Annotated in this window: 13 protein-coding genes; 10 read left to right on the forward strand and 3 right to left on the reverse strand. The window is 41.9% G+C overall.

What is annotated here, in order from left to right:
- Nucleotides 1–44: 44 nt before the first annotated feature.
- Together NSQ49_RS21800 and corA are read left to right on the forward strand one after the other, a co-directional pair.
- Complete coding sequence (locus NSQ49_RS21800) at nt 45–395, forward strand: GNAT family N-acetyltransferase (protein ID WP_236566142.1); 351 nt, start codon at nt 45–47, stop codon at nt 393–395.
- 197 nt (nt 396–592) lie between these two features.
- Nucleotides 593–1,549, forward strand: coding sequence for a magnesium/cobalt transporter CorA (gene corA, locus NSQ49_RS21805; protein ID WP_251283981.1), 957 nt, complete (start codon nt 593–595; stop codon nt 1,547–1,549).
- Between the two features lie 71 nt (nt 1,550–1,620).
- Here the strand turns inward: corA and NSQ49_RS21810 are convergent, their stop codons facing one another.
- Nucleotides 1,621–2,820, reverse strand: a complete 1,200-nt coding sequence (locus NSQ49_RS21810) for an iron-containing alcohol dehydrogenase (protein ID WP_251283980.1) — start codon at nt 2,818–2,820, stop codon at nt 1,621–1,623.
- Between the two features lie 282 nt (nt 2,821–3,102).
- Here NSQ49_RS21810 and NSQ49_RS21815 point away from each other — a divergent pair, with 282 nt between their 5' ends.
- From NSQ49_RS21815 to zupT, 6 genes are all read left to right on the forward strand, one after another.
- Nucleotides 3,103–4,041 carry a ring-cleaving dioxygenase gene (locus tag NSQ49_RS21815; RefSeq protein WP_251284013.1) on the forward strand — a complete coding sequence of 313 codons (939 nt, stop codon included), beginning with the start codon at nt 3,103–3,105 and terminating at the stop codon, nt 4,039–4,041.
- A 20-nt stretch (nt 4,042–4,061) separates the two neighbouring features.
- Nucleotides 4,062–4,664, forward strand: coding sequence for an alpha/beta hydrolase (locus tag NSQ49_RS21820; protein ID WP_251283979.1), 603 nt, complete (start codon nt 4,062–4,064; stop codon nt 4,662–4,664).
- A 111-nt stretch (nt 4,665–4,775) separates the two neighbouring features.
- The gene (gene wrbA / locus NSQ49_RS21825) at nt 4,776–5,387 is read left to right on the forward strand and encodes an NAD(P)H:quinone oxidoreductase (RefSeq protein ID WP_159862868.1); all 612 of its coding nucleotides are present in this window, start codon (nt 4,776–4,778) and stop codon (nt 5,385–5,387) included.
- 60 nt (nt 5,388–5,447) lie between these two features.
- Entirely contained in the window at nt 5,448–6,293 is an 846-nt protein-coding gene (locus NSQ49_RS21830) for a pirin family protein (protein ID WP_251283978.1), read from the forward strand.
- A gap of 148 nt (nt 6,294–6,441) precedes the next feature.
- The gene (locus NSQ49_RS21835) at nt 6,442–7,794 is read left to right on the forward strand and encodes a glycosyltransferase family 2 protein (RefSeq protein ID WP_251283977.1); all 1,353 of its coding nucleotides are present in this window, start codon (nt 6,442–6,444) and stop codon (nt 7,792–7,794) included.
- Between the two features lie 248 nt (nt 7,795–8,042).
- The gene (zupT, locus tag NSQ49_RS21840) at nt 8,043–8,852 is read left to right on the forward strand and encodes a zinc transporter ZupT (RefSeq protein WP_159862871.1); all 810 of its coding nucleotides are present in this window, start codon (nt 8,043–8,045) and stop codon (nt 8,850–8,852) included.
- A gap of 45 nt (nt 8,853–8,897) precedes the next feature.
- On the opposite strand, the gene NSQ49_RS21845 is transcribed toward zupT, so the two are convergent.
- The gene (locus NSQ49_RS21845) at nt 8,898–9,764 is read right to left on the reverse strand and encodes a YitT family protein (protein ID WP_159862872.1); all 867 of its coding nucleotides are present in this window, start codon (nt 9,762–9,764) and stop codon (nt 8,898–8,900) included.
- A 149-nt stretch (nt 9,765–9,913) separates the two neighbouring features.
- Here NSQ49_RS21845 and NSQ49_RS21850 point away from each other — a divergent pair, with 149 nt between their 5' ends.
- Nucleotides 9,914–10,447 (forward strand): topology modulation protein, encoded by a 534-nt coding sequence (locus tag NSQ49_RS21850; protein WP_251283976.1) that lies wholly within the window; start codon nt 9,914–9,916, stop codon nt 10,445–10,447.
- Nucleotides 10,448–10,476: 29 nt separating this feature from the next.
- Here NSQ49_RS21850 and NSQ49_RS21855 read toward each other — a convergent pair whose 3' ends face one another.
- Entirely contained in the window at nt 10,477–12,519 is a 2,043-nt protein-coding gene (locus NSQ49_RS21855) for a molybdopterin-containing oxidoreductase family protein (RefSeq protein ID WP_251283975.1), read from the reverse strand.
- Between the two features lie 194 nt (nt 12,520–12,713).
- Between NSQ49_RS21855 and NSQ49_RS21860 the strand changes: the two genes are divergently transcribed.
- Complete coding sequence (locus NSQ49_RS21860; RefSeq protein WP_159862875.1) at nt 12,714–13,394, forward strand: response regulator; 681 nt, start codon at nt 12,714–12,716, stop codon at nt 13,392–13,394.
- The last annotated feature ends 21 nt before the right edge of the window (nt 13,395–13,415 follow it).

The following is a 13,415-nucleotide window of genomic DNA, read 5'->3' on the forward strand; positions in this document are numbered from 1 at the left end:
TCCTCATCTTGCCAGACTAATGGTATCCGGTATCAAGGGAGCAAATGGAAAAGAGGCTGAATGCCATTTCTTTACATCCTGATTACTATACAATAGTGGCTTGCTTGAAAGATAAAGTGATCGGAATGGCTGGATTCCATATTGGTCTTTTATATAATGCAGACGGCATTCATATCCGGATCCTTGCCTTAGTTACAGATAAAGAGTACAGAGGAATCGGAGCAGGGAAGAAGCTGATGCAGGCTGTTGAACATTATGCAGAACAATTGGGGGCAGCAGCAATCGTTTTTAATAGCGGTAACAGAGCAGTACGCAAAAATGCACATCAATTTTATATAAGATTGGGTTTTCAGGCAAAGAGTACAGGCTTTGTGAAAAATCTTTCTTCCGTTTAAAAGAATTCGGGACTAGTAGGGCAAGCCAGGCGATTCAGCAACCTGGTTTCTTTGCTATCTATACATGTATCGATTCTACTTTTAAAAAAGAATAAGTTTAACATGTTCGGCTGAAGAGGTAAATATTAAATATCACCGATATTCTTCCTCAGAATGGGAAAAAATACGTTTTATGATGTACAGACTAGGAGACAATCATGATTAGAATACAAGCTGTTAATAAGAAAAATGAATTGAAGAATGATATTACTTTAGAGAGGCTGAAAGCGGAGTGGGAAAGTTATAAGTGGTTCTGGGTTGATTTTGATCAGCCAACCGAGACGGAGACAGCTGAACTTGAAAAGACTTTTAACTTTCATCCCCTGGCCATTGAGGATTGTGTAGTCAAACTTCAGCGCCCTAAAATGGACTATTATGAAGACTATAGCTTTTTTGTCACCCATAGCTTAAATCATATAAATGAGGATAAACAGGAGATTAACTTTTTTATCGGTTCTAATTACATAGTATCCTACCATCATGAATCATCCAGGGAAATGAATGAGGTTTGGGAAAGGCTTAACTTAAGTAAGAAGATTAATAAGTGGGATCCTTATCTGGTTATGTACCATATCATTGATAAAATAGTGGATAATTACTTTCCCATTGTTTATCAGCTGGAAGATCGCCTGAGTCTCATTGAAGATAATCCTAACGATGAAACAATGGAAGAATTATTGGAGAAATTATTTGATATACGCCATCATTTATTGCAAATCCGGTATACAGTGATTCCAATGAGGGATTTAATCTATCGGGTCATTAATTCCCATAGGCTTAAGGGTGTCAAGGAAAGATACGAATATTTTGCAGATATTCATGACCACTTATTGAAATTAACTGAAATGATTGATGAAAACAGGGAATTGACGACTGATATCCGTGACAGTTATTTATCGATCAACTCCCACCAGACTAACCGGGTGATGAGAGTTCTTACCGTGATAACCACCATTTTCATGCCATTAACTTTTATAGCGGGCATTTATGGAATGAATTTTGAAAACATGCCGGAATTATCCTGGAAATATGGATATTTTGAAACTCTGTTATTAATGTTTATGATTGCCATGGGCATGTTTTGGTGGTTTAAGAGAAAGGGCTGGTTCAGATAATGAAGGGTATAAGGCAGAATGCATTTTAATATGCATCTGCCTTTTATTTGTGTTTTGAGCTATTGATAGTCCTATTCCTTTATCAATTGATACAGTGTTAACATATCATTTTTGCCGAAGATTTTCGGCACAGGGTACAAGGGATTGGCTTCCTTCAAGGCACGTTCAGCCATTAACGGAATGTCATTATCTATAATTCCGCTCACCCTTTGTGGAATCCCCATTTTATGGTTAAGGGCTTTTATGCTGCTGATAAAGCTTTTTGCATTTTCTCCATCTGAAGCTGCAGGATCACCAATACCTGCAGCTATTGCTAATTCAGCTAAAGGTTCCCAGACTGTCTCTCCGTAATACTCCAGTACATAAGGAAGAATGACGGCATTAGCCAAACCGTGAGGGACCGAATAAAATCCTCCCAGCGTATGGGCGATAGCATGAACATTGCCGACATATGATCGCGTAAAAGCCAGTCCTGCAAGATATGCAGCCTTTTGCATGCTGGCTCTTGCATCCAGGTTTTCTCCATTCACATATGTTTCGTAAAGATTATCGTAAATCAGCCTGACTGCATCAATACTGAATTTTCTGGTCTCTGCAGTCGTGCTTCTCCCAATGTACGCTTCTATGGCATGAGTCATTGCATCCATACCGGTTGCAGCTGTGATATGAGGCGGCAGCTTAATGGTAATCAATGGGTCAAGAACGGCATAATGAGGGATTAAGTTCAAATCAATGATTGCGTATTTCTCATGTGACCGGCTGTCCGTAATGACCGCTGCAACAGTGGCTTCACTTCCAGTGCCTGCTGTAGTCGGAACGGCAAAAAGGGGAGGGAGAGTTTTTCTGACCTTAAATTGGCCTTTCATTTGCGGAATGCTTTTCTCAGGCCTCACAGCTCTGGCACCAACGCCTTTAGCACAATCCATTGGCGAACCCCCGCCAAATGCAAGAATACCCTGGCAATTTTTCTTGATATATACCTCAAGTGCTTCTTCAATATTACTAATTGTTGGATTAGGAATGGTCTTATCATAAATATGGTATTCAATATTTCTTTTCTGTAAACTTAATAGCAAACCATCCATCAGGCCAAGAGCAGTGATGCCGCTGTCAGTGACAATCAAAATTCTGCTGATTTCTTTCTGTTTAATTATATCCGGCAGTCTGTCCAGGCTATTGGGTCCTTCGATTAACTCCGGTTCCCGCCATGGCAGAAAAGGGGATAGCAGCTTGTAGGTTTTCTGGTATATTCGGCAGTATGCATTGTACATATTCTTACCTCCGTTTATTTGTCGGAAGATTCTAATAATATAATTCATATATTCCTTTATGTTTAAGAAGATGTCAATATGCTGAATCAACTAGGATAGATCTAACTTCGTTACTGTTTCTGAAAGATTGACATTAGTAAATATGTATTTTATAATTATCTCGAATTCAAGATAAATCATTTCGAAGTAACAAGCTTAATTATCTTGAATTAATAATATTCGACTTAAAATGAGTTTCATAGATTGAATTCTGGTTACATTAAAGAAGAAGAGGTGTTAAAAGTGAACAGAAAAACCAGTGGAATCCATCATATCAGCGCAATCGTCGGCCATCCGCAGGAAAATGCCGATTTCTATGCAGGCGTATTAGGTTTAAGGATGGTCAAACAGACTGTGAATTTTGATGACCCGGGCACTTATCACCTGTATTTTGGCAATAAGGAAGGGAAGCCAGGAACCATCATCACCTTCTTCCCATGGGCCAATGCCTTACGGGGAGTCATTGGGGATGGCCAGGTTGGGGTCACCTCCTATGCAATTCCAAAAGATGCCCTTGAATTCTGGAAGGACCGGTTGGCGAAATTTAAAATCTCTTACACAATCGAAAAAAGATTCAGTGAAGAATCAATAAGATTTCATGATCCGCATGGTCTCGTATTAGAAATGGTTGAAAGAGATGAGGGTGAGCCAAATACTTGGTCATTTGCAGGCATCACTCCTGATGTTGCAGTTAAAGGCTTTGCAGGGGCCATTCTTTATTCATCCCAGCCGGAACAAACAGCACATCTGCTCGAAAAAGTAATGGGTATAGAGCGAATGGGGGAAGAAGGAGAAATGATCCGATTCAAATCCTCAGCAGAAATCGGCAATGTCATAGATCTGAAAAAAATCACCGGCAAGCGTGGAAAGATGGGTGTCGGCACTGTCCATCATATCGCCTGGCGGGCAGAAGATAACCAGGCCCAATTGGAGTGGCAGGAATATGTGAGGTCCAATGGTTATGGAGTAACTCCAGTAAAGGATCGGAAATATTTTAATGCTATTTATTTTCGGGAGCATGGGGAGATTCTTTTTGAAATTGCAACGGACCCGCCAGGATTTGCGCATGATGAATCGTCCGGAAAAATGGGTGAAAAGCTGATGCTGCCTGAACAATATGAGACTATGCGAAGTCGCATCGAGCGAAAATTAATTCCTATTAAAGTCAGGGAACTGGAATAAACCTTAGAGAGGAAGATACGATGAAACACATATTTCAAAAAGGAAAGAATTCTTCAAAGCCTGTATTATTGCTGCTTCACGGAACGGGAGGAACAGAAACTGACCTGCTTCCGCTTGCAGGTCATATAGATCCGGATGCTTCTGTTCTTAGTGTGCGCGGTAATGTGCTGGAAAATGGGATGCCGAGATTTTTCCGCAGACTGGCAGAAGGTGTCTTTGATGAAAAAGATCTGATTTTCCGCACGAAAGAGTTGAACGATTTCTTAAATGAAGCTGCCCAAAATTACGATTTTGACCGTGAAAACATCGTGGCAATTGGCTATTCAAATGGAGCTAATATTGCAGGAAGTTTATTATTCCATCATGAGAACGCTTTAAGAGCGGCCATTTTGCACCATCCGATGGTTCCAAGGCGAGGTGTTAAACTGCCTGATCTTAGCGGAACATCCGTATTTATAGCAGCCGGAACCAATGATCCCATTTGTCCGGCAGAAGAATCCACTGATTTACAGTCTTTATTGGAAAGCGCTGGAGCGAAGGCAGAACTTCACTGGGAAAATTTTGGACACCAATTAACTATGGGTGAAGTGGAGGCTGCTGCCCGCTGGTATAAACAAATATAATGATTGTTATTAAAGTGTATGAAAAGGGAAGAGGATGAAAGAATAGGGAGTGCTGTTATGGGAATCCTATCAAGGTTATTTGGAAATTCAACCAAAAAGGAGACGATTAACATGGAAGACGTAAAATTGGCGGTCATTTTTTACAGCATGGGCGGAACAAACTACCAATTGTCTAAGTGGGCGGAGGAAGGCGGCAAAGAAGCTGGTGCGGAAGTAAAAGTGTTTAAGGTCCCGGAACTGGCACCTCAATCTGCCATTGAAGGCAATCCAGCATGGAAAGCAACTATTGAAGCGACAAAGGATGTCCCTGAAATTAAGCCTGACGATCTTGAATGGGCAGACGCCATCATATTCAGTGTACCTACCCGTTTCGGAAATATGCCTTCCCAAATGAAGCAGTTCCTTGATACAACCGGAGGTCTCTGGGCAAAAGGAAAGCTTATGAATAAGGCAGTAAGTGCAATGACATCAGCTCAAAATCCGCATGGAGGCCAGGAAGCAACGATTCTGTCTCTTTACACTACAATGTATCACTGGGGAGCGATTGTGGCTGCTCCTGGCTACACCGATCCGGTTCTTTTTGGAGCAGGCGGCAATCCATATGGAACAAGCGTAACAGTTGATCAGGATGGAAAAATGATTGAAGATGTGAAGGAAGCTGTTAAGCATCAGGCGAAAAGAACTGTCACAGTTGCCAGCTGGATTAAAAAAGGTAACCAATAATTAAAGAGGGAGCAATTGTTTTTGCAGTTGCTCCTTTTCAAATATAGGGAGAGGTGGCATATGGAGAATAAAAGAAATACCAAACGGGCTATTGCTTCAGTCAGGAATGTGACATTGCAGGAGCACAGTCCCATCCATGCAGCAGGACCTGTAATAGAACCGGGAAATTGGGAGAAGTATGATCCCTTTCTGCTTATGATGGAAGATAAATTTCAAAAAGGAGCCTTTGACGTTCATCCCCATCGCGGAATTGAGACAGTCACTTATGTTATTAAAGGAGCCATTGAGCACTATGACAGTCATTCCGGTGAGGGCGGTGTATTAGGGCCAGGAGATGTCCAATGGATGACAGCTGGCAGCGGGGTTGTTCACAATGAAGTGCCGTCAGAAGGAATAACTGCCCATTCGCTGCAGCTGTGGATCAATCTTCCGCGGGAGAAGAAAATGACTTCACCAAGATATCAAAACCTCAAAGGCAGTGACGTACCTGTCTGGGAGGAAGAGGGTGCTGTTATTAAGGTCTTCTCCGGTTCCTCCAAGGGTGTTGTATCTCCAACCTTAAATCATGTGCCTGTCACAATGGTTGAAGTAAGGATGGAAAAAGGCGCTAAAGTTTCACTGGACCTGCCTGGGAGCTACAAAGGCTTTATTTATATTATAGAGGGCAGCGGGATTTTTGGGGAAAATGGTGTTCAAGGGGCCAATAGCCAGGTCCTTGAATTGGAACATGGCGGAAACGGTGAAAGTGAAATAGCTGTTAAAGCCGAAGAGCCTATGCGGTTTCTGCTGTATGCAGGCGATCCGGTCAAAGAGCAGGTTGTGGCACGTGGACCGTTTGTTATGAATACAGAAGAAGAAATACGGACCGCTTATAGAGAATATATGAATGGGACCTTTCTAAAATAAGATACGGGTGAGGAGCAGTCTATGGCTGCTCTTATTTCTGGATATAAATGCAGACATTCTGCCTGGTAATCTAGTATAAATTACCAGGTTACTTCACTACAATAATCATATATTTTTAAATTAACTATATTATTTTGAAGGTGAGCCAATGCAGCCAAGTCTAACACCCATCAAGCCGATAGCAAGGCGTGAGAGAAAGAAGTTATATGTCTCTATTAATAAAAAGTTTGTATTCAGTCACCTCGTTTCAGCACTTTGGATGGTTTTTTCTATTTATCTATCATTGCCTTGGCTGAAGGATTTATCAGAAATAGTCACTCTCCCGATCAGCATTTTTATTATTGGCGGTATTGCTTATGTACCGGGCTATATGAATGCCTTTCTGGTAATGAGCCTGCTTTTGGACAGGCAGCCATCTTTTAAAAATGCTGATCCTGATAAGGAAGTGACAATGCTTATAGCTGCCTTCAATGAAGAGAAAACAATCTTTCAAACGTTAAGCTATGTGGCAAGTCAGGATTATCATGGGAAAATTAAGGTCATCGTTATAAATAATGGTTCTGCTGACCATACTCACCGTGAAGTAGAAAGAGCTCAAAGGGAGCTTAATCTTACGATTGATATTTTGAATGAACCTAAGGCCGGAAAATTCAATGCATTAAATAGAGGTCTTGAGCATGTGACAACAGAATATGTAATCACACTGGATGCAGATACACTGCTGCATCCTTCAGCAGTCCGCTTTTTAGTATCACGCATGGAAAGCAGTCCCGAAGAGGTAGGCGCGGTGGCAGGCTCCATGCTTGTACGTAATAGCCGGGAAAACCTCCTGACTAAAACACAAGAGTGGGACTATTACCTGGGAATCGCATCAATAAAAAGACTGCAGGGGTTATATCAGGGAACACTGGTTGCTCAAGGGGCTTTCAGTTTATACAAAGCTGACTCAGTCCGTCAGGTAAATGGCTGGCCTGATGCCATTGGCGAAGATATTGTATTAACTTGGAGGCTGCTGCAAATAGAATGGAAGGTATATTTTGAACCGCTGGCTGTTGCTTTTACCGAGGTTCCTTCTTCTTTATCTCACTTTGCCAAGCAAAGATCGAGGTGGGCAAGGGGAATGATAGAAGGACTGAATGAAATCAAGCCATGGAAACAGCCTCAAATCTACACAAAATATTTAACAGGGGTTAATCTGATAATGCCGTATTTAGATATGGTTTATACATTCTTCTGGATTCCGGGATTAATTCTTGCGTTCTTCGGTTATTTCTGGATTGTTGGCCCAACGACCTTGTTTGTGCTGCCGCTTACGATTTTAAGCTACGGTATTTTATATTTGTATCAAAAGCATTATGTGTTTAAAAATTTGAATCTGAAAGTCAGAAAAAATGTATTAGGATTTTTTACATTCATCCTTTTCTATCAAATGATCATGTCACCCATATCGGTCTTTGGATACATACAGGAGTTATTTAAATTAAAGCGTGTCTGGCAATGAACCTTCGCCCTGATTAAAGGAGAAGGTTTTTAATTTATATATGCACATTTTCCTCAATCCCTCTTATAATATGGAAGAAAAAACAATCGAATAGTCCTTTTTTATTGCTTTTGGTTTGGGTTGAAGATAAAATGTTTACCAAAGTAAACTTTTTAAGTTAGGCGCATATACTTATTGATATATATTTTTTTTATGCAAAAGTTGCCCTGGAGAAACTTTTTGGCAATAGAGAAAAAGGAGAGAGTGAAATGTCGCAGGAAGTATTATTTGCATTGGGTCTTACTTTGTTTGCAGGCTTAGCGACAGGTATTGGCAGTTTAATGGCTTTCTTTACTTCTAGAACGAATACGAAGTTTTTATCATTGGCACTTGGCTTTTCCGCAGGTGTAATGATTTATGTCTCCATGATAGAAATCTTTGTAAAAGCCAAAGATGCGCTTGTAGGAGCATTAGGGGAAGTTAGCGGCAACTGGGCAACTGTCGGAGGTTTTTTTGGAGGGATCCTTCTTATAGCATTAATTGACCGGTTTATACCTAAAAAGGATAATCCCCATGAAGTAAGAACAGTAGAAGAAATGAATGATTCCGGCAATGCCGTCCAGGACCCGGCACTCTTGAAAATGGGGACGTTTGCGGCATTGGCGATAGCGATTCATAATTTCCCTGAAGGAATTGCAACGTTTACTTCTGCACTCCAGGATCCTTCGCTTGGCATCGCCATTGCGGCGGCCATTGCCATTCATAACATACCAGAGGGAATTGCGGTTTCAGTTCCTGTCTATTATGCCACAGGAAGCAAGAAGAAGGCTTTTAAGCTCTCATTTTTATCAGGACTGTCAGAGCCTATTGGTGCAGTAGTAGCTTACTTGATCTTAATGCCATATTTAAATGATGTCATGTTTGGTGTCATTTTTGCTGCAGTTGCCGGGATCATGGTATTCATTTCTCTTGATGAATTATTGCCGGCTGCCAAGAAGTATGATGAGGCCCATACCTCCATTTATGGGCTTGTGGCAGGGATGGCTGTCATGGCGCTCAGTCTGCTGCTGTTCATATAACAAAAAAAGCAGTCCCGCACAGCAGTGTGTGCAGGGACTGCTTTTTTAGTGCGCAGTGCCTTTTTCAAAATTACTGCCGCTGACATCGGCAATATTTTCAATTGCCACTAATGCTCCAGGATCAATCTCTTCCACAATGGAACGGAGCGTTGACAATTCAATCCGTGTTACGATTGTATAAATAATCTTTTTGGGCTCTCCAGAAAAAACACCCTGTCCCTGAATATAGGTCATTCCGCGCCCCAATTGCTTTTGGAGTTCGGCAGAGATTTCTTCAGGCACATCAGAAATGATTGTAACCGACTTCAGCTCTTCCATACCTTCCACAACGATATCAATCATTTTGTAAGCAATATAATAGGTGATAATGGAGTACATGGCTGTTTCCCAGCTGAACACGAGGAAAGCTGCAAGAATAAAGATAAATACGTTGACAATCATGATAAATTGGCCAACAGATACCGGACGTTTCTTGCTGACCAGGATGGCGATAATCTCTGATCCATCCAAAGCTCCGCCAGTTCTGATCACAAGGCCAACCCCTGTTCCAAGAATCACTGCTCCAATGATGGTTGCCAGAAATAAATCATTTGTAATAGGCTCAAAATGATGGAGATATGCGGTACTTGCGGATAATACAATAACACCGAATAAGGTATGTATCGTGAATTTCATTCCTATCTTGCGGTAGCCAATATAAAGAAATGGCAGGTTTAGAATAATTAAGAATATACTCATGGTTTTCCCGGTCAGCTCTGCAGCAATTATGGATAGACCGATTATCCCGCCATCAAGAATGCTGTTGGGAACGAGGAAAAGCTCAAGTCCTGCTGCTGCAATCATCGCACCTATTGTGATCATGATGAGCTGTTTTACCTCTTTTATTACCCGTTTTTTCTTTGTCATTGCCATATAATCATGCCCCTCATTTTAAAATACTTACATATTATAGCACTTATCAGGGTGAATTTTTAAGTGAGAAATACTTTGGCTTTAAAAGAGGGAATTAAAGTACATATATTGAATGTATTGAAGCGGAAACGGCGAGGGAAGGTGATTATTTGAAAAGAATAATGGTGATGGGGGCATCGGCAGGCGCAGGGAAATCAACCTTCGCCAGAAAACTGGGTAAGAAAACAGGCATAGAGGTTTATCATCTGGATGTTTTATATTGGAAGCCCGGCTGGGTGGAAAGCGGACTTCAGGAATTTTCGGATGCACAGCATGAAATAGTGAAAAGAAGGCAGTGGATTATGGAAGGTAATTATACCAGCACCTTGGAAATCAGGGCAGCTGCATGCGATTCAGTCATTTATCTTGACCTTCCCCTGTATATTTGTCTGTACAGAGTAGTAAAAAGGTGGCTGATCAACCTGGGCAAAACAAGGCCAGATATGGCAGCCGGGTGCAGGGAAAAGCTGGACTGGAAGTTTATTAAATTCATTGTGACTACATATAAGCGCCGCAAAAAAGAAATGGCTGAAAGGCTCTCTCAATTTAAAACAGAAGGGAAAAGGGTTATAGTACTGAAAAACACTAGGGATATTGATTCTTTCCTGAATAATTTAGATGGCAGGACTGATAAAGCTTTATAAAAACCCCTGCACTATGGCAGGGGCTATTTTTAACTGATTTTTGAAACATTCACCCGACCTGAAAAGAACACGGCACCGCCGCCCATATCGGAAAGCCGGTCGGAGGTCAGTGAATTGACGAGATATTTGCTTCCGGGGATATCTGCCCATATTCCCTGTGAAACTACTGTACCAGGAAGGACAAGCTCTCCAACTGCCGCTTTCAATTCACATTCCCCGCGCTCATTCCAAATGCGGACGATATCTCCATCCTCGATTCCGGCATCCTTCGCATCCTTGCTATTCAAGTGAAGACGGGGCTCTTTCTCCATGCCTGCATGTTTTTCATTATTTGAAAAGGTTGAATTCAAAAAGTTATGATTGGGTGCAGGAACAAATAGAAACGGGAAATTGCCGTCTTCCTTCAGCGGTATATAGGTAGGCAGAGGAGGATAACCGTCATCTTTCATTCTCTGCGAATATAATTCAATTTTTCCGCTTGGCGTCGGCAGCCTGCCGGGAAACAGCGGTTTTACCGCAGCCTTGATAAACTTGTCTCGCTTCAGGGATTCAGCATTGATCTCCTCAATGAAGGGGTTAGCCGGAAAATTTAATGCGGCATCCATCATTTCTTCTTCCGTTTCATAAAATACGTCATCATGAAAGCCCATCCCTTCTGCAAGAAGCCGAAACACTTCGACATTTGACTTTGATTCACCGTATGGTTCAATGACTGGCTCTTGAATCTGCATATAGTGATGCCAATAGGATGAATAAATGTCCTTATTCTCAAATGAGGAAGCGGCCGGAAGCACAATGTCAGCATATTTGGCCGTTTCGGTTAAGAACAGATCATGCACGACAAGGAACAAATCCTTTCTTTGCAGCCCTTTCCTGACTTTATTCCCTTCCGGTGCAACAACAGCAGGGTTGGTTCCATACACATACATAGATTTAATCGGCTGGTCCTGTTCAAGCAGTGCAGAACTGATCCGGTTCATATTAATAGTTCGTGTATTCTTCTTTTGCAGGAGATCAGGCCTTTGCAGGGCTCCAGTGTTAAAAGCCAGATACCCGGAGTTTCCCTTGATGGCACCGCCGCCCTTTAGGAGCCATTGTCCTGTTAGGGCAGGAAGACATGAAATGGTGCGGATGCACATTCCTCCATTGTCATGATGCTGCGGCCCGTTGCCGATCCGGATAAAAGCTGGGGAAGTCTCTCCGTACATACGGGCTAATTTGATAATGTCCTCTTTTGGGACACCTGTTAAACGTGTTGCTGTTTCAGGGTCATACTCCTTCACATGTTCACGAAGTGCCTCATGGCCAACAGTAAACTCCTTCAGAAACGCCTCATCCACTAAATTTTCCGCAAACAGGACATGCATAATGCTAAGTGCAAGAGCAGTGTCTGTGCCGGGTGTAATGGGGATAAACCAGTCGGCCATTTTCCCCGTCTGGTTTTTATGAACGTCAATAACCACGATTTTTGCACCGTTTTTTCTTGCCGTTTGAGCAAGAATCATTTGATGCATGTTCGTGCTGACTGCATTAATGCCCCATAGAATAATGAGCTTTGAATGGATGGTATCTTCTGGATCAATCCCAAAGCTTCCTCCCATGGTGTACGAATATCCTGCTGTACCGGCAGATTGGCAAATGGTTCTGTCAAGCTGGGCTGCTCCGAGTTTATGGAAGAAACGGCGGTCCATACCTTCAGCGTTTAATCTGCCCATGTTTCCATAGAAGCTGTATGGCAGAATGCTTTCAGGCCCATTTTCAGCAATTAGCTCCTTCCATTTGGAGGTAATCGTGTCTATGGCTTCTTTCCACCCAATTCGTACAAAATGACCTTCACCTTTGGTGCCGGCACGTTTCATAGGATATTTGAGGCGATTTCTGTCATATATCCTTGAAGGCATGTTGCGGACCTTATTGCAAATATTCCCCTGTGTGACGGGATGATTGGGATCCCCTTCAATTTTTACGATTTTTCCATCTTTTTTATGTACCAGAAGGCCGCATTGATCCGGACAATCCAGGGAGCAAACAGATGGAAAAACTCCATTTAAGGTACTGCTGTAAGAGTTCATAACCAAAATACCCCTTCCTCTAAGTAATTTGATCATACCATAAAATTCAGATTATTTGATTGATGTCCAGGAGGAGCATGGGGATTTCTAATATGAAACATCAGACCTCATATTTGGAACTTTGCCTTGAAAAAACTTTTGTAAAATTGGTTCTATAGATTTTTTAGTTCAGAAAAAACTGAGCAGGTGAACAGATGGTAATGAAAATAGCGATAATAGATGATCATAAGCTTTACAGAGAAGGCATCAAACGAATTCTGGAAATGGAAGAGGGCATTGAAGTAGTTGCCGAAGGGGAAGATGGCCGTGATGCTCTTAAAATTGATAAAGCTTTTAAGCCGGATGTAATGATTATGGATATCGATATGCCTAATATGAATGGCATCAAGGCTACGGATAAGCTGAATGAGAACAAAACGAAAAGCAAGGTCATTATTTTATCTTTTTATGATGATGAAAATTATGTCACCCGGGTTCTGCAGAACGGCGCCGCCGGATACCTAATCAAAGATATTGGTGCTAAAGGGCTGGTCGAGGCAGTCAGGGTTGTTGCGGAAGGCGGCAGTTATCTGGATCCGAAGGTTACGAAAAATATCATTAAGGAATATAGAAGGCTGACAGAATTTAATTCAGCCAGCAATCATGTTTCAAGTCAAAGCTATCAGCGTCCGCTCCATATATTGACAAGGCGCGAATGTGAGGTGCTGCAGCTTCTGGCGGACGGGAATAGCAATACTGATATCAGCAAGGTGCTTTTTATTAGCGATAAAACGGTAAAAAACCATGTCAGCAGCATTTTAAGAAAGATTAAGGTCAATGATCGGACACAGGCCGTACTCAAGGCGATTAAAAGAGGCTGGGTCAATATCGGATAGATTTCACTATTGTACTGCTTT

The sequence above is a fragment of the Cytobacillus sp. FSL R5-0377 genome, assembly GCF_038004385.1.
Taxonomy (GTDB): Bacteria; Bacillota; Bacilli; order Bacillales; family Cytobacillaceae; genus Cytobacillus.